Genomic DNA, 16,528 nt, shown 5'->3' with positions numbered 1-16,528 from the left:
GCTTTTTTTGCTTTGCTTGTAAAAAATGTTATGCATCTGTGTTTATAATTCAAGTCGGAATAATAATGAAAATAAGGGATTAGTATGATTTATCGTTTTTCTGCCTTGGCCGTTTCAACGTCAATATTGCTTGGTTGTGCATCAATGGAGTTAGAACCTCCTTTGAGTAACTACCAAGGAGCTCTGCCGGAGGATTTTAAACAGAAACTACTTGCGTTTAATGAGCAGCCATCCACGCCTTTTCGTGGGGGAGTGCAAACCTATGATTTTGATCCGGATGCATCGTTGCTTACTGTTATCTTTCGTTTGCCCAATCCGAGGTGGTCATGGGATATTGGTCAATATGAAGTGGAGCAAAGTATGTTTCCTGAGGCTTGTCAGAAACTTGGCTATGAGATTAAGAATGGCTTAGGAGTACGCTACTGGTTTGCTGGTGGAGGGGGCTTCGTTACAGATGTACTAACAGATGATATTTGTCGTTCACTTTCTTCCTGAAAAACGCCATTCTAATAATATCGAGTAGTTTATTTGCTTATTCATATAGCCAGCTCTTTTGATTAGTATCAGAAGAGCTATTCGCTAGTTTCCTATAGTGGAATCCGTTCACTTTTTGTTCTATCGGTAAACTTCTGACTGTGATCGTAGGCACAGTTTCATTAATTTCTCACCTCGGATACAGAATGCCATACCTTGGTATTTTGTGCTATTCACGTGATGAATAAGTTACGGTTTTGTATAGGCTTTAGTGTTTTATTTTGATTCTTGTTGCCTAAGCCAGTGGTTGTCTTTGTGTTTCATTTGTATAAAAAGTGTAAAAAATCATCTTTTATCTTTTTAGGTGCTGTGTAAAATGGCGCTCAATCTCACGAATACAGTGGGAATGGGAAGTAAACAAAACATTTACAAGCACAACCAACTGGAGATGGACGATGAAGAAATCGCTATCAGGAAAGATATTTGCAGGGCTGTTTGCCGGCCTGGTTATTGGTACGGCAATTCAGTACTTGTTTAACGGCGTGACATTGATGGACACCTATGTACTTGGCTTGGCCGAGGGCGCTGGTGGGATGTTTGTTTCATTAATCAAGCTATTGGTTGTTCCTTTAGTTTACGTTTCTATTGTTTGCGGTATTGTCGAGTTGAAAGATATCACTGCATTTGGTCGCCTAGGTGGTAAAACCTTTGCTCTATACATTATTAATACCATCATTGCGATCACGGCAGCACTGACCGTTGGGATGATCTTCCAGCCTGGAGCAGATGCCAACTTGGCAGGTACCGTGTCGGAAACGGTTGAGCTGACGACAACAGAAACGCCAGATATCTTCTCGTTGATTGTTAACATTGTTCCGAGCAACCCAGTCCAAGCTTTTGCCAATGGTGATATGCTACAAATCATCTTCATGGCGATTTTGACAGGTCTTGCGATTCAGGCGCTAGATACCCGTGGTGGCCCTGCGATCAAAACATTCAAAATGGCCAACGAACTCATGATGAAGCTAGTTGGCCTAGTAATGAGCTTGGCACCATTTGGTGTATTCGCCCTGATGATCCAGCTAGGTGCCACCCTAGATGCCAATACCCTGATGTCGGTCGCTGGCTATGTTGCCCTTGTTGTGGCAATGTTGGTGTTCTGGATTTTCTTCTTCTACCCAATGATGGTTGGCCTGACAACGGGCATCAAACCGACTGAGTTCCTACGCCATACTCGCGAGCAAATCTTGTTCTCGCTATCGACTGCGAGCTCGAACGCCACGATTCCGGTAACCATGCGCACCCTGACTGACAAGATTGGTGTATCTAAATCAGTGGCAGGCTTTGGTGTACCACTGGGCGCAACAATGAACATGTCAGGTGTGTCGATTTATATCGCGCTGGCAACTCTGTTTGTTGCCAATGCCTTCGGCCAGCCAATCAACAGTGCTGATATCTTTACCCTAGGACTGACCATTCTGCTGTTATCAATCGGTGCGGGTGGTGTTCCAGGCGGTGGTGTTGTGATGGTAGGTGTACTGCTTCACCAACTAGGCTTGCCGCCAGAAGGTTTGGCTATCATCGCTGCTGTAGACCGTATCAATGATATGTTCTGTACGAGCTCGAATGTAGTCGGTGATACGGCGGTGAATACCATCGTAGCCAAGAGCGAGAATGAAATTGGTGTTGAATCACAGCAAGAGCAACCAGAAGTGGTGACAGTGAGCTAAGTCCCAACATCATGATAGTCATAAAGCGCCTGCGGGCGCTTTTTGCGTTTTGGAGCCACAATTTATCTGAAACTTGATAGCAGGCTATACTTAGCATAGTAAACCTGTTGCACTTAATTGGCGAGACAACTTATCATTCGCTACAGATTATGGCTACTCAGGTATAGACGTTGGCAAAAGGTGTTGTCCTTGGCGCTTGCAAAGGAAGGTGTTGTTAATGAAAGTCGGATCGAATCATCATCGTTCGGTGTTAGGTACGTTGGTTGTGCTGGGAGGGGCCGAGGTTCCTTGGGTGGCGGCCTTGGAAAAAGCTGGTTGGCTATGCCATCGCTGCTATGACTTGCGTGCAGCCGAAGCTTTATTATTGGAGGTCGGTCCTTGTATCGGCGTTGTTGATCTTACCCGCGATGATTTTAGCCTGTCGGGCATTGCCGGGGTGGTTAACCGCAACAAGCAGGCACGCTGGTTGGCGGTTGCCCGTGAGGATCAATTGGACAATGATGCAATATGCCAGTTTGTTGTGAGTTTCTGCATCGACTATTTTACCGCCCCTGTCCCTGAGTCCCAGTTACTGAAAACCATTGGCCACCAGTTGGGGATGTTGCAACTTGAGCGCCGGGTGTGGCCTGAGCTTGGCCAGTTTGGCCAGCATGGCTTGCAAGGTGAGCAAGCGGCAATGAAAAAGTTGCGCCACCAAGTGAAGCGCATGGCACTGGCCGATATGCCGGTTTTTGTGCTGGGCGAGATTGGTACCGGTAAAGAGCTGGTTGCACAAGCGATACATCAAGGTTCAACACGGGCCAAAGCGGCATTCGTGGGCATAAATTGCGAAACCCTGGGATCCGATTGGCTGGTAGATGAAAGCCATTTATTAGGTGGCGATTGTTGTTTTAGCGCGGCGGATAAGGGAGTGTTATTTCTCGATGAGATTTCAGCACTCGATGATGATCGCCAGCAAGAGCTACTGTGCTTTTTGCAAGACGGTCATTTCACCACCTTTGATGGGCGCCAAGTGGAATCGGACGTGCGGCTGATAGCCTCGACGCGCTATTCGCTTGAGGAGTTGCTTGAAGAAGGCGCTTTAAGAGAAGACCTTTATTACCGCCTCAATGTCCTCAGCTTAAGTGTTCCCTCCTTGCGCGAGCGCGGTGAGGATCTGTTGCTGTTGGCGGAGTACCTGTTGCTCAAGTTCTCTCGCCAGTACAATAGCCAAGTAAAGCAATTAAGCGGTGAAACCAAGCAATTGCTAGCGGGCTATTCATGGCCGGGCAATGTAAGGGAGTTGATCAGCCAAATAAAGCGGGCAATTTTGTTGGCTGAGGGGAGGGAGTTGCTTGTTGATCACTTCGATTTACCGCGCCAGTCTGATGACAAGCAGAGCCTCAAGAAGATCAGGGAAGACTCTGAACGGTGCGCTTTATTGACCGTGTTGGAAAATAACAAAGGGCAGATTTCGGCGGCAGCTAGGGAGCTAGGCGTCTCGCGTGCCACCATGTACCGCTTACTGAACAAGCATGATTTGGTGCCGCCACCCCGCCATTTCCGCCAGAGCTAGCATCAAAGGAAAACAGCCTACCTTGTTATGATTGTCTGGAAATTGCCGCTGAATAGGTGGAAATTTCACCTTTTTCCAGACTGGGTGGGGGAAATCTAGACGATCATCGTTTTATACAACTAGAGTCTATTATATGCTTGTTTTATATACATCATTGGATAGAATAAAACCATATTTCACATTTCTATAACTTATTACTGGAGGAACATATGATGCGAATTTTATCTATGACGTGTACCTGTTCGTCCGGTGATACCTCGAATCATCCTATTCATTAACGGCAATCCGCTGTGTAAATGGGCCGCGGATCACTGTCGCGGCTAGTTAAGTTTTTACTTTGTTGTCAGCCTGAAACGGCAGTACTCGCGTCCCGTCAATATCAATCATTGTATGGAGAGTACCCCTATGCGCCAATCAGTCTATTTACGTATTGCAGTTTTTTTTGTTCAACTCGACCTTCAGCGCGAGGATGCGGCATGGCGCCGTGAGCACCGCCGGGTGTGTGTGTTGCTACCGCACTTATCGCAGCACATGCTAAAAGATATCGGTGTCGATAAAGATCAGCGTATTGCACGCCAGTTGGTTTCGAGCCCAGCTAGCCGCAAAGTACGCCACTTAAGGAGAGAGTATCAATCGCGACTGAGTACGTAAGGATCCCCCTCAACTCGCGAGTTGAGGGAAAACAACCACTTGGTGAATTGTTGGTGCCACAAGAAACGGCTTGTAACACTTTCCAACGCTTTGCGACGAATGCGCGTTAGGGCATGCAAATCGGTTTGGGATACAGTAACCGGACATCAACAAAGGTGTTTACCTAAGTTGGTTGAGCTAATGTTTTTCGGCCCCCGTTTGCTACGGGGGCTTTTTTTTATCTGTTTTTCGATGGCCCAAGAGAGACGGGATCGCTAAGGACAAGGGTTCGAGTACTGTACGCCGACCGCTTGCAGATCGCTTAGCACCTCATCGGTGAGTGTCAGGTCGAGGCTTTGGATATTGCTTTCAAGCTGCTCAAGGGTCGTCGCGCCAATAATATTCGATGCAACAAACGGACGCTGGTTGACGAAGGCCAATGCCATTTGCGCAGGATCGAGCCCGTGCTTGTGGGCAACATCGACATAGGCCTCGGTTGCTGCAATTCCCTGCGGGTTGAAGTAGCGTGAGAAGCGTTCGAATAGGGTACAACGGGCCCCTTCAGGGCGCTGGCCCTTGAGGTATTTGCCGCTCAATGTACCGAATGCCAACGGTGAGTAGGCCAGCAGCTCAACCCCTTCATGATGGCTGATTTCCGATAGGCCAACCTCAAAGCTTCGGTTAAGCAAGTTATATGGGTTTTGGATGGTCACCACCCTTGGCAATTCATGCTTTTCTGCCAATTTCAGGTATGACATTACCCCCCATGGTGTCTCGTTCGACAAACCGATATAGCGGATCTTGCCGGCACGGACCAGTTCGGCGAGCGCTTCGAGGGTATCGCTCAGGGTAACGCCAGAGTGATCGTCTTTATATTGGTAATTGAGCTGACCAAAGCAGTTGGTTTCGCGCTGCGGCCAGTGCAGTTGGTACAGATCGATATAGTCGGTTTGGAGTCGGTTAAGGCTGTCTTCTACGGCATCATGGATGTTGCGGCGATCCAATGCCATGTCTTTGCGGATATAGGGCAGGTTGCGAGGCCCCGCGACCTTGGTCGCCAACACCACTTTGTCCCTGTTGCCGGTTTTCTTCAGCCAGCTGCCGATGTAGCGCTCGGTGGCGCCCTGGGTGTCGGGCTTGGGAGGAACGGGGTACATCTCGGCGGTATCAATAAAATTCACGCCGCGCTCGAACGCCAAGTCGAGTTGGCTGTGCGCATCGCTTTCGCTGTTCTGCTCACCAAAGGTCATCGTGCCAAGGCAGATTTTACTCACCTCTAGGGTGGAGTGGGGAATCTTGTGATATTTCATTAGCCCTCCTTGGACTGATTGCTTATCCCGTCGTGTTCATATACGGTAAATTGCAGCTTTAACTTGAATATACCGCGACTTTTTTATTGGCGAAAGCGATTTGGCTTAGCGGCAAATGGGCATAAACCGCTCGGGGTTGGCGGTTTGAGTATATAGTTAATGGATTGACATAATTATCGATAACAAGGAGAGGCAATGAAGTTGTCGCAACTTAAACATTGGAGTAAAGCGGACAATGGTGCGCTGCCTAAATGTATTTTAAGCAGCTATGCCGGTTGCTCTGATTATTTGTTGGAAGTTGAATTTAAGCACAAACTGGAACCGTTAAAGGACGATACCGACAATATGATTAAGTTCCAGTCAATTGAACAAGCGAAAGACTTCTTGCGCCCGATTGGCTTTACCTCAGTGATCCTGAGGGTGACGGATCCCTATGATGAATTTTCGCCTGACGGGCAGCTGTCCAACTGCCGCGAAGACATGACCATTAGTATTTAACTCAGGATGAAGTAGCGCTCAAGCAACCCTGCAGTAAACTGTGTTTTAAGGTAAAAGCCCCTCGGTAAGGTTTTGATTGGTTGGCCGTTTGCGCCATAAGCCTCGGTCAGTGCCTTGCTGTTGGCTGCTTTGGGGCGAAGCTGGAGGACTTCACCGTGACGGGCGGTGATGTGTTCGACATTACCCAGTACTATCATGTCCATGAGTTCTTCCCAGTCTTGCTTAAGCTGTTGCTCTTCCTCTGGCGAAGGGCTCCAAAGCAACGGGGAGCCGACATGCCTGTCAGCCAGCGGGATATCTCGCTCGCCCTCCACCGGAATCCATAGCACCCGTGCCAACTTATGGTGGATGTGGCTGTTTTCCCAGTTTAGCCCTTGCAAGCCGATGAGCGGCGCAACGCAGACGAAGGTTGTTTCAAGTGGCTTGCCGTTGTAGCCAATGGGGATCGTCTTCAGCTCAATCCCAAGCTCGACAAAATCAGGTACGGGCTTGCTGCCAGCAGCCGCGCCAAGGTGCCACTCCAGTAACTGCCCGACCCAACCTTTGTCGCGACGTAAATCGGGCGGGGGAACGATACCTGCTTCACTGGCGAGCTCACCGAGTGTCAGCCCAGCCAATGCTTGGGCCCTTTGCAGGAGTTCTTGTTCTGTCGTTGGCGTTGGGCGCATATTCGTTACCATGGTTTTTCTGGCTGGCGATCCTACCATAATTGGCGGGTAAGCAGTATTGGCCATGGGATAGCGAGCGTGTTGAAAAAATAGACGATCTTGTGATGATCTATAATGCACATATGCTCATATTAAAATGAGATATGTGTAAGTTATTGAATAGTAGTGCTTTTACTTTTATCTCACTGTTTGCCGATGTGGGCAGGAAGTGCATTAGAAGGCTAATGGCGGATCTTTTTGAAAGATATCCACAGGCTGGTGGACAAATTTATTTTATTTATCAGTTACTGAGTATTTAAACAGGGGTTGGGTGGCTTATCAAGCACACTGCTGGTGGTATTTTCAGCGATGTCAGTTTTTTTATGTGGGTAAATCACCGAATGGTTGATCTTTGACCGATCTAACTTTGTGGGCATGTGACAGTGCAGGGTGTTTTTTCGTTTTATCATTGTTTGTTGTTTAAGCTTTTGTATTTAAAGAGCTTGTCTCGTATTTTTCTTTGGCTTGGCAATAGTTTTCTACAACGCTTTGGATGATAATTGTTAGGCAGGAACGGCTTCTTCACAAATCTATCCACAGAAATCGTGTATAAATGTGGTCTAGGTCTCATTTAATTGTTTATAAAGTTCTCTAGCCAGTAAAGTTATCCAGAATTTGAGGCTTAGGTAGGAAAATACAGTGATAAATTAGAATGTTTGTTTACCCATTGGTTGGTCTGTGAAAAAATCACTATTAATAAAGATTTATACTTGAGGTCGTCCAGTGATTGATGGCGATGGATACCGCCCAAATGTGGGTATTGTGATCTGTAATAGCCATGGCCAAGTATTCTGGGCTCGACGATATGGACAGCATTCCTGGCAGTTCCCGCAAGGTGGCATTGATGAAGGGGAAACCCCTGAGCAGGCCATGTATCGGGAATTATATGAGGAAGTGGGGCTAACCAAAAAAGATGTACGCATTTTGGCGTCAAGTCGCCATTGGCTTCGCTATAAGTTACCCAAGCGACTGGTTCGCTGGGACTCCAAGCCTGTTTGTATCGGACAAAAGCAAAAGTGGTTTTTGCTGAGTCTAGAATGTGATGAGTCAAAGGTGAATATGCAACGCGGCACGACGCCGGAGTTTGATGGTTGGCGCTGGGTCAGCTATTGGTATCCGGTGCGGCAGGTTGTGTCCTTCAAGCGTGATGTTTATCGTCGCGCTTTAAAAGAGTTTGCGGCAATGGCAATGCCATTCAAAGAACGCAGAGAAAGAAAAAAACGCCGGGGCAAGCGGGGATAGCCCGGTCGTTTGCTGGGCGTTTGCGGTATAAAGTGGAACAGGGCGAGATATGCTGACGCAACTGAGAGAAATTGTCGAGAAAGTAGCAAGTGCCCCGAATCTTATCGAAGCACTGGATCAGCTTGTGCTTAGCACTTGTCAGGCAATGAAAACAGAGTGCTGTTCTATTTATATTGCTGATCATAAACGCCAGCAATATACCCTAATGGCAACCCAAGGCCTGAAGAAGCCCCATCGGCATGTGGGCTTGGCCTTCGGCGAGGGCCTGGTTGGCTTAGTTGGCGAGCGCGCCGAGCCAATCAATGTTGCCGACGCCCGCCACCATCCGCATTTTAAGCACCTGCCGGGTACGGGAGAAGAATCCTTCTGCTCGTTCTTTGGCACGCCTATTATTCACCAGCGCCAAGTGCTGGGGGTGTTGGTTATCCAGCAACGCCAGCAACGAGAATTCGATGAAAGCGAAGAGTCTTTCATGGTTACGCTGGCTGCCCAGCTGGCGGTGCTACTGGCCCACGCCAAAGCCCAAGGCATGTGGCTGGATCAACATAACGGCTTGCACTTGGTCGGCTCGGCGGCATCGATCGGCGTGGCCGTGGCGAAGGCGTGGTGGGATGACAACCAACCAAGACTGGAGCTGGTGTTGCCGGCATCTTGTCTCGACCGCGAAGCGGAGCAGGAAAGGCTGAGTATTGCCATCGAGCTTGCCAGCGCCGAGTTCCGCCGCCTGCGCAAGCGTTTTGATAGCGAGCTTCACAAAGAAACCCTAGCCATCTTCGATCTGTTCAGTCACTTGCTGAACGATCCCATGCTGCGTAAAGATTTATTTGCCAAGGTGTCGGGGGGCGATCTTGCCGAGTGGGCGATCCGCCAGGTAGTGGAAACTTATTCCGCTCGCTTTGCGCAGATGAAAGATGATTACCTTAAAGAGCGGGCGCAGGATATCCGCGAGCTTGGCCAGCGCCTGTTGTATTTCCTCCATAATGAAGATGTCTCCGAGCACCAGTGGGATGAACCTGTGGTGTTGCTTACGCGGGAGCTGACCGCGGGGATGCTGGCAAGTATTCCTCGTGACAAACTGGCTGCGGTCGTTTCGCAAGAGGGGGCTGCGAACTCCCATGCGGCAATACTCTCGCGTGCCCTGGGGATCCCGGCCATTATGGGGGTCGATTTTGTCCCCGAAAAAATCCACAACAACCAAGTTATCGTTGATGGTTACCGGGGCGATTTTCTGGTTAACCCCAACCGTCATGTATTGGCCGAGTATATCCGCTTGCTCAGGGAAGAAAACGAGCTGGCGAAAGTGGTCGAAGACGGGCTGGACAAACCTGCGGCGACCCGGGACAACCAACGGATCCATATCCACCTCAATGCCGGGCTGAGTGCCGATACCAGCATTGCGGTGAATAAGGGGGTTGATGGGGTTGGCCTCTACCGTACCGAAGTGCCATTTTTGCTTCAGCGCAGCTTCCCGTCAGAAGAAGAGCAAACCCACCAGTACCAGTCTATTTTGTCGACGTATCGCGATAAGCCGGTGGTGATGCGCACACTCGATATCGGCGGTGATAAGCCGCTGCCTTATCTTGCTATCGAGGAGGACAACCCGTTCCTTGGCTGGCGTGGGATCCGTTTTACCCTCGATCACCCAGAGATTTTCCTGATCCAGGTCAGGGCGATGCTGAGGGCGAGTATCGGCTACAGCAATATGGATATTTTGCTGCCGATGATCTCCGGCATTGCCGAGCTGGATGAATCGATAGCGCTGATTGAAAGGGCCTATACCGAAGTGGCCAAAGTTGCCCAGTCGAAAGGCCAAACCCTCAAGCGCCCGCGCATCGGGATCATGATTGAGGTACCTTCAATTTTGTACCAGCTACCGGTACTTAAGGGGAAGGTTGATTTCATCTCGGTGGGCAGCAATGACCTTACCCAATATTTATTGGCGGTGGATCGGAACAATTCCCGTGTTGCCGGGGTCTATGATGCGTTGCACCCCGCCGTGCTGCATGCACTTAAGCACATTATCGATACCAGCCAGCGTTTACAGCTACCGGTGAGCGTGTGCGGTGAGTTGGCCGGTGATCCGATTGGTGCCTTGTTGCTCGTGGGGATGGGTTACCGCTCCCTCAGTATGAACACCCGCAATGTTGCCAAAATCAAATACATGCTGCGCCATATCTCATTGGAGGAAATGGAGCAGCTGGCCCAGTTCGCGCTGACTGCAACCTTTGCTGATGAAGTTCGTGATAATACGATAGCGTTTGTGGACGGGCATGGCCTCGGTGGCTTTATCCGTGCAGGTAAATAGTAGAAACAGGTTGTAGCAGGATTCAGGTTTGGAAAGTTTAACGATTGGGCTGCCGGCGATACTGGCGGGCCTGGAGCAAGAACTGTGGTTGTTCGGGATGTGCCTATTGCTGGGGTGCCTGGTTGGCACGATGGCGGGGCTGCTCGGGATCGGTGGTGGTTTGCTGGTGGTGCCGGCCTTGGTCGTGTTGCTGCCCAAGGTGGGGATAGCCCCGGAGCTGATCATGCATATCGCCCTGGCGACCTCGCTAGCCAGTATTGTCCTGACCTCCGGCGCTTCCGCGCGTAATCATTACAAGCTCGGCAATATCGACTTTAGCGTGGTAAAAAGCCTTGCCCCCGGCGTCATCATTGGCGGGTTGGGCGGCAGTGTGGTGGCCGAGTTGGTGCCAACGGAACTATTGCCGCGTATTTTTGCCATAATAGTGTTACTGCTTGCCTGCCAGATGCTGGCATCAATGCGTTTCAGTGGGCAACGGCCACTGCCTAGTGCTGCTGGGATGTTTGGTTCGGGCTCGTTGATTGGTGTGGTATCAAGCCTGGCGGGGATAGGCGGCGGCTCGTTGACTGTCCCTTATTTAAGCTGGCACGGTATGGAAATGCGCAGGGCCATTGGCAGCGCTGCTTTTTCCGGGGCCTTGATTGCGGTCGCGGGTATGAGCGGCTTCATTGTGGCCGGCGTGGGGACTGCATCGCTACCGGCATTTAGCTTGGGCTATGTGTACCTCCCCGCTTTGTTTGGCATCGTGCTGACGTCCATGTATACCACCCGGTTCGGTGCGGCACTGGTGAGTAAGTTACCGACATTAGTATTAAAAAAGATTTTTGCCGTCTTTTTGCTGTTTGTCAGCATTAGGATGTTTTTGGGATAAGTAAAGGCTGCCACCTGATGGCTGCTGTCTGTTGAGAAGATTACATGAGTCAAGGTTATTTAACGTTTCCGAATATCGATCCGGTGTTGATTGAAATCGGCCCATTGGCAATACGCTGGTATGGCATGATGTACTTGCTGGGGTTTGTTTTTGCATTGTGGCTGGCGAATCGCCGAGCCGATAAGCCGGGCAGCGGTTGGACCCGGGATCAGGTCAGCGATCTACTCTTTGCCGGTTTTCTCGGCGTGGTGCTGGGTGGCCGTATTGGCTATGTCATTTTCTATAACTTCGATTTATTCATTTCTAACCCGCTGTACCTGTTCAAGGTATGGACCGGGGGCATGTCGTTCCACGGTGGCTTGCTCGGGGTGATCACCGCGATGTTCTGGTATGCGCGCAAGCATAACCGGACATTCTTTAATGTGGCCGATTTTGTTGCCCCATTGGTGCCGTTTGGCTTGGCTGTTGGCCGCTTGGGCAACTTTATCAACGGCGAGCTTTGGGGGCGTGTTTCAGACGTGCCTTGGGCGATGGTATTCCCGACCGGCGGGCCGCTACCTCGCCACCCGTCGCAACTGTACCAGTTCTTCTTTGAGGGCTTCTTGCTGCTCATTATCTTGAATATCTTTATCCGCAAACCACGCCCGGCAGGGGCGGTATCGGGCTTGTTCCTGTTTGGCTATGGTGTATTCCGCTTTGTGGCTGAGTACTTCCGCGAACCAGACGCGCACCTCGGCCTATTCGCAGGCTGGATCAGTATGGGGCAGATCTTGTCGCTACCTATGGTGTTCGGCGGTATCTTGATGATGGTTTGGGCCTACAAGTGCCAGCCAAAGGGCAAAACAGCCTAGTGAATTCCAGCCTTCGGGCTAATTGGGTGATGAGCAAAGGGCAGCCTCAACAGAGGCTGCCCTTTTTGGTACTGGCCTTTATGGTGTAGAATTGTGGCCAATTTTTATTGGGTAAACATAGGCCAGCGGGAAGATGAAACAATATTTAGAGCTGTGTCAGCGCATTGTTGACGAAGGGGTATGGATTGAAAACCAACGAACAGGCAAGCGATGCCTGACGGTGGTGAACGCTGACTTGAACTACGATGTCGCTAATAATCAGTTTCCGCTGATCACGACCCGTAAGAGCTTCTGGAAAGCGGCGATTGCTGAGCTGCTTGGCTACATTCGCGGGTATGACAATGCCGCTGACTTTCGTGCCTTGGGCACCAAAACTTGGGACATGAACGCCAATGACAACCAAGCATGGCTAAACAACCCACACCGCAAGGGTGAGGATGATATGGGCCGTGTTTACGGCGTGCAAGGCCGCAGCTGGCAGAAGCCTGATGGCTCCACCATCGATCAGCTGCGTAAGATAGTGGATAACCTAAAGAACGGCGTCGACGACCGCGGTGAGATCCTGACGTTCTACAACCCAGGTGAGTTCGATATGGGCTGTCTGCGCCCTTGTATGCACACCCATACCTTCTCGCTGTTGGGCGATACCCTATACCTAACAAGTTACCAGCGTTCTTGTGATGTACCGCTGGGCCTCAACTTCAACCAGATCCAGGTCTACACCTTGTTGGCATTGATGGCGCAAATCACCGGTAAGAAGCCGGGGCAGGCCTACCATAAAATCGTCAATGCCCACATCTATGAAGATCAGCTTGAGCTGATGCGTGACGTGCAATTGAAGCGAGAGCCGTTGCCACTGCCTCAACTGAAGATTAATCCAGAGATCAAAACGCTGGAAGATTTGGAAACCTGGGTGACGATGGATGACTTTGAAGTGGTGGGCTACCAGCACCACGACCCAATTAAGTACCCTTTTTCTGTATAAGAATGTTTCATGGGGTAACTGTTTATACCATCTGACACATTTGCATGGTGAATGAATTGGTGGTAATGGCAGCCCCTTTACAGGTTACATTTTCTCCAGATAACAAAAAGCCCCGCATGTGCGGGGCTTTTTATTGCTTGTTTTACAGTTAGTTAGGCTGTGAAGGCCAAGATAACGCCTGGGACCAGTACGAATACCGTACTTAGGTAAGCGACAACTGCCATCTTGCTCTTCGCTGCAAGCTCCCCCAGCCAGAACGCGCCTTTAATTGGTAGCTCACGCATGAACGGGATACCGAAGATAAACAGCGTTGCCATGATGTTGAAGATCAGGTGAACCAGTGCGATTTGCAGAGCGAACACAGCGAACTCACCACTTGCAGACGTTGCTGCGATTAGCGCTGTGATACAGGTACCGATGTTCGCGCCAACAGTAAACGGATACACTTCACGAACCTTCAGTACGCCAGTACCAACCAAAGGAACCATAAGGCTAGTGGTTGTCGAAGATGACTGTACCAGAATGGTTACTACACTGCCTGAAGCAATACCGTGTAGAGGACCACGACCGATTGCCGCCTTCAGAATGTCACGGGCACGACCAACCATTAGGCTACGCATTAGCTTACCCATCACACTGATTGAGATCATGATAATGGCAATACCCATGGCGATCATCACGATACCACCAGTCGTTGGAGCGAACATGCCACCTACTGATTTGAACAGGTCTGCTGTCGGGCCAGTTAGCGCCTTGATGAAGTTGAAGCTGTTTGCTGCACTCATGTCGCCAGCTGCCATAATCGGCGAGATCAGCCATTCAGAAATGCGGTCCAAAATACCGAACATAATTTCCAGTGGAAGGAAGATTGCCACGGCGATTAGGTTAAATACATCATGAATGGTTGCCGAAGCAAATGCACGTCGGAATTCTTCTTTGCAACGAGCGTGGCCAAGGCTGACAAGGGTGTTTGTCGTTGTCGTACCGATGTTAGCCCCCATAATCATTGGGATTGCTGTCTCAACCGGTAGGCCACCCGCAACCAAACCTACAGTAATAGAGGTAGTGGTGCTTGATGATTGGGTCAGTGCAGTCGCAATAAGACCGATCATTAAACCCGCAATAGGATGCGAAGCAAACTCAAATAGCGTTTTAGCCTGATCGCCAACCGCCATCTTGAAGCCTCCGCTGACTACGGAAACAGCAACAAGAAGTAGGTAAAGCATAAATGCAAGGTTAGCCCAGCGGACCCAGCGCATAGAGCTGCTCATTGGTTGTTCAGCAGTAGTGGCTTGGGTAGTCATAATCATTTCTCCGTGACAGGAATATGTCGTTTGGGTTTCATTTTTTTGAAATCTGAGGGCGATGGTAGAGATCGAATATTTCAGAAATATGACACTGACTGTCATAAAGTGGATTTCTGCTTTTTTTGCGACCGATACAGGGCTGAATTACTGTAAAGATTACTGAACTTTATTTTTAACTTGCTGATATTTATGTCTTATTTTTGATACAAAATGAAAACTGAACCAGAAGGCAGTTTTTTATTTTATTTGAAAATTTTCGCTTTTCGGCGACTGAGTGCCATGCTTTATGACAGGTAGATAGTGAAATATTTCAGGGTAATTATTGATAGTGCGGATATTACTTTGTATGAGCCTTAACACTTCGGTTTTTTCGATGTGTTACTTCTGAACAAACGATTTAACAGTTTCGTGCTGTGACGGCTAAACTAAATTTACATTTTTATTGTGATATCTGTTTCATGGATAGGAGTTCCGGTCGATGACCGATGCAATTCGTAAGTTTCTAAAGTTAGAGTCTGCTGGCGGAATTATTCTGATCATAGCTGCGGCTGTTGCGATGGTGATTGCTAACTCTCCGTTGCAGGATGTATATAACGGCACTCTACATTCTTATATTGCTGGGCTGTCAGTTGCCCACTGGATTAACGACGGCCTGATGGCTGTGTTCTTCCTGCTAATTGGTTTGGAAGTTAAGCGCGAGCTAATCGAAGGTGCGCTTAATACAAAAGAAAAAGCCATCTTCCCGGCGATTGCCGCTGTGGGCGGTATGATTGCCCCTGCGCTGGTTTATGTCGCATTTAACTTTGCCGATCCGCAAGCCATCCAAGGCTGGGCTATCCCTGCGGCAACCGACATCGCTTTTGCCCTGGGTATTATGGCGCTGCTAGGTAGCCGAGTGCCGGTGACCCTGAAAGTCTTCCTATTGGCTTTGGCCATTATCGATGACCTTGGCGTTATCGTGATCATTGCACTGTTCTACAGTAGCGACCTGTCTACGCTGGCGTTGGCTGTGGCCTTCGCTTCGACCGCGGCGCTGTTCGTGATGAACGCGAAGAACGTGACCAAGCTGTCTTGGTACTTGGTCGTCGGTGCGGTGCTGTGGATCAGCGTATTGAAGTCGGGTGTTCACGCAACACTTGCCGGTGTGGTACTTGGGTTTGCAATTCCGCTGTCTGGCGAAGATGGCCGCTCCGATACCCATTCGCCGCTTAAGCACCTAGAGCATGCACTGCACCCATATGTTGCATTCTTGATTCTACCGCTGTTTGCTTTTGCCAACGCAGGTATCTCGCTTGAAGGGGTGTCGCTATCGGGTCTGACATCAATGCTACCGCTGGGTATCGCACTGGGTCTGTTTATTGGTAAGCCGCTGGGCATCTTCACTGCTAGCTACTTGGCTATCAAGACCGGCATGGCAAAAATGCCAGAAGGCATTGGCTTTAAGCAAATCTTCGCCGTGTCTGTGCTGTGTGGTATCGGCTTTACTATGTCAATCTTCATCTCGTCGCTGGCTTTCGTTGGCGCACCAGAAGAATTCAGCACGTACTCTCGTTTGGGGATCTTGCTAGGGTCAACTGTGTCAGCGTTGGTGGGTTATGCCATGCTGAGCCGTTCTTTGCCAAAGCATGCTGCAACGTGCGCTGTTAAAAACTGAGGGGGTTAATATGAAAGGATTTGTTGCTCTTATCGCGATGGTGGCGTCGGCCTCAGTAGTGGCGGTCACACCTGACTACGACAGCTGCTTAAATGACAACAGTAGCGAGGTTTGCCAAGCTTACCTAGCGGGTTTAAACCAAGGTAAATCGGCGACAGTGACGGCGGCTAACATTGAACCTGAGAGCACTTTCCGCTCTCGTGCACTTGAACAACGTGTTGGTGAGCGTGCGCGCAAGATGGCACTGATTGAAAGGAAAGATGTGCCGTCGGCTAACTAATAGAGTTATATAGAACGCCAATTATCGCGTAATGCGGTAATTAGTGTTGAAGCTCCCAGGGCCTCAGCGTAAGCTGAACCCTGGGATTTTTTATATTGGGTAATAGTAAATGCAAGATATTACTCGATG

The 16,528-nt window shown here is 49.6% G+C and carries 15 protein-coding genes; 12 read left to right on the top strand and 3 right to left on the bottom strand.

Annotation, left to right across the window (positions count from 1 at the left end):
- Nucleotides 1-84: 84 nt before the first annotated feature.
- The 4 genes from C9I98_RS14160 (at nt 85) to C9I98_RS14145 (ending at nt 4,410) form a co-directional block, all read left to right on the top strand.
- A complete protein-coding gene (locus C9I98_RS14160; RefSeq protein WP_107272116.1) occupies nt 85-495 on the top strand; it encodes a hypothetical protein in 411 nt (136 codons plus the stop codon).
- A 434-nt stretch (nt 496-929) separates the two neighbouring features.
- Nucleotides 930-2,204: a dicarboxylate/amino acid:cation symporter gene (locus C9I98_RS14155; protein ID WP_036819422.1), complete on the top strand. Its 1,275-nt coding sequence runs from the start codon at nt 930-932 to the stop codon at nt 2,202-2,204.
- Nucleotides 2,205-2,421: 217 nt separating this feature from the next.
- Nucleotides 2,422-3,759 carry a sigma-54-dependent transcriptional regulator gene (locus C9I98_RS14150; RefSeq protein WP_107272115.1) on the top strand — a complete coding sequence of 446 codons (1,338 nt, stop codon included), beginning with the start codon at nt 2,422-2,424 and terminating at the stop codon, nt 3,757-3,759.
- Between the two features lie 405 nt (nt 3,760-4,164).
- Nucleotides 4,165-4,410: a hypothetical protein gene (locus tag C9I98_RS14145; protein WP_107272114.1), complete on the top strand. Its 246-nt coding sequence runs from the start codon at nt 4,165-4,167 to the stop codon at nt 4,408-4,410.
- A 254-nt stretch (nt 4,411-4,664) separates the two neighbouring features.
- Here the strand turns inward: C9I98_RS14145 and C9I98_RS14140 are convergent, their stop codons facing one another.
- Complete coding sequence (locus tag C9I98_RS14140) at nt 4,665-5,699, bottom strand: NADP(H)-dependent aldo-keto reductase (protein ID WP_036826587.1); 1,035 nt, start codon at nt 5,697-5,699, stop codon at nt 4,665-4,667.
- 195 nt (nt 5,700-5,894) lie between these two features.
- Between C9I98_RS14140 and C9I98_RS14135 the strand changes: the two genes are divergently transcribed.
- On the top strand, nt 5,895-6,197 hold the full coding sequence (locus tag C9I98_RS14135) for a DUF6482 family protein (RefSeq protein ID WP_036826583.1): 303 nt from the start codon (nt 5,895-5,897) through the stop codon (nt 6,195-6,197).
- On the opposite strand, the gene mutH is transcribed toward C9I98_RS14135, so the two are convergent.
- Complete coding sequence (gene mutH, locus C9I98_RS14130; protein ID WP_036826590.1) at nt 6,194-6,865, bottom strand: DNA mismatch repair endonuclease MutH; 672 nt, start codon at nt 6,863-6,865, stop codon at nt 6,194-6,196. The two genes, C9I98_RS14135 and mutH, sit on opposite strands and share 4 nt — an antisense overlap.
- Before the next feature lie 762 nt (nt 6,866-7,627).
- Between mutH and rppH the strand changes: the two genes are divergently transcribed.
- The 5 genes from rppH (at nt 7,628) to C9I98_RS14105 (ending at nt 13,158) form a co-directional block, all read left to right on the top strand.
- Nucleotides 7,628-8,146, top strand: coding sequence for an RNA pyrophosphohydrolase (gene rppH, locus C9I98_RS14125; RefSeq protein ID WP_107272113.1), 519 nt, complete (start codon nt 7,628-7,630; stop codon nt 8,144-8,146).
- Nucleotides 8,147-8,195: 49 nt separating this feature from the next.
- Nucleotides 8,196-10,451 (top strand): phosphoenolpyruvate--protein phosphotransferase, encoded by a 2,256-nt coding sequence (gene ptsP / locus C9I98_RS14120; protein ID WP_107272112.1) that lies wholly within the window; start codon nt 8,196-8,198, stop codon nt 10,449-10,451.
- Nucleotides 10,452-10,548: 97 nt separating this feature from the next.
- Nucleotides 10,549-11,322: a sulfite exporter TauE/SafE family protein gene (locus C9I98_RS14115; RefSeq protein WP_107272139.1), complete on the top strand. Its 774-nt coding sequence runs from the start codon at nt 10,549-10,551 to the stop codon at nt 11,320-11,322.
- Nucleotides 11,323-11,366: 44 nt separating this feature from the next.
- The gene (gene lgt / locus C9I98_RS14110) at nt 11,367-12,173 is read left to right on the top strand and encodes a prolipoprotein diacylglyceryl transferase (RefSeq protein ID WP_036823867.1); all 807 of its coding nucleotides are present in this window, start codon (nt 11,367-11,369) and stop codon (nt 12,171-12,173) included.
- A 133-nt stretch (nt 12,174-12,306) separates the two neighbouring features.
- Nucleotides 12,307-13,158: a thymidylate synthase gene (locus tag C9I98_RS14105; RefSeq protein WP_036823868.1), complete on the top strand. Its 852-nt coding sequence runs from the start codon at nt 12,307-12,309 to the stop codon at nt 13,156-13,158.
- Between the two features lie 152 nt (nt 13,159-13,310).
- Here C9I98_RS14105 and C9I98_RS14100 read toward each other — a convergent pair whose 3' ends face one another.
- On the bottom strand, nt 13,311-14,462 hold the full coding sequence (locus C9I98_RS14100) for a Na/Pi symporter (RefSeq protein ID WP_036823877.1): 1,152 nt from the start codon (nt 14,460-14,462) through the stop codon (nt 13,311-13,313).
- A 481-nt stretch (nt 14,463-14,943) separates the two neighbouring features.
- Here C9I98_RS14100 and nhaA point away from each other — a divergent pair, with 481 nt between their 5' ends.
- Together nhaA and C9I98_RS14090 are read left to right on the top strand one after the other, a co-directional pair.
- Nucleotides 14,944-16,119 (top strand): Na+/H+ antiporter NhaA, encoded by a 1,176-nt coding sequence (gene nhaA / locus C9I98_RS14095; protein ID WP_036821179.1) that lies wholly within the window; start codon nt 14,944-14,946, stop codon nt 16,117-16,119.
- 10 nt (nt 16,120-16,129) lie between these two features.
- Nucleotides 16,130-16,399, top strand: coding sequence for a hypothetical protein (locus C9I98_RS14090; protein WP_036821185.1), 270 nt, complete (start codon nt 16,130-16,132; stop codon nt 16,397-16,399).
- Nucleotides 16,400-16,528 lie beyond the last annotated feature (129 nt).

Origin of the sequence: Photobacterium sanctipauli (assembly GCF_003026495.1) — a bacterium.
Lineage (GTDB): Bacteria > Pseudomonadota > Gammaproteobacteria > Enterobacterales > Vibrionaceae > Photobacterium > Photobacterium sanctipauli.
Note: the sequence above shows the minus strand (reverse complement) of the source record. Positions and strands in the feature narration are given on the sequence as shown.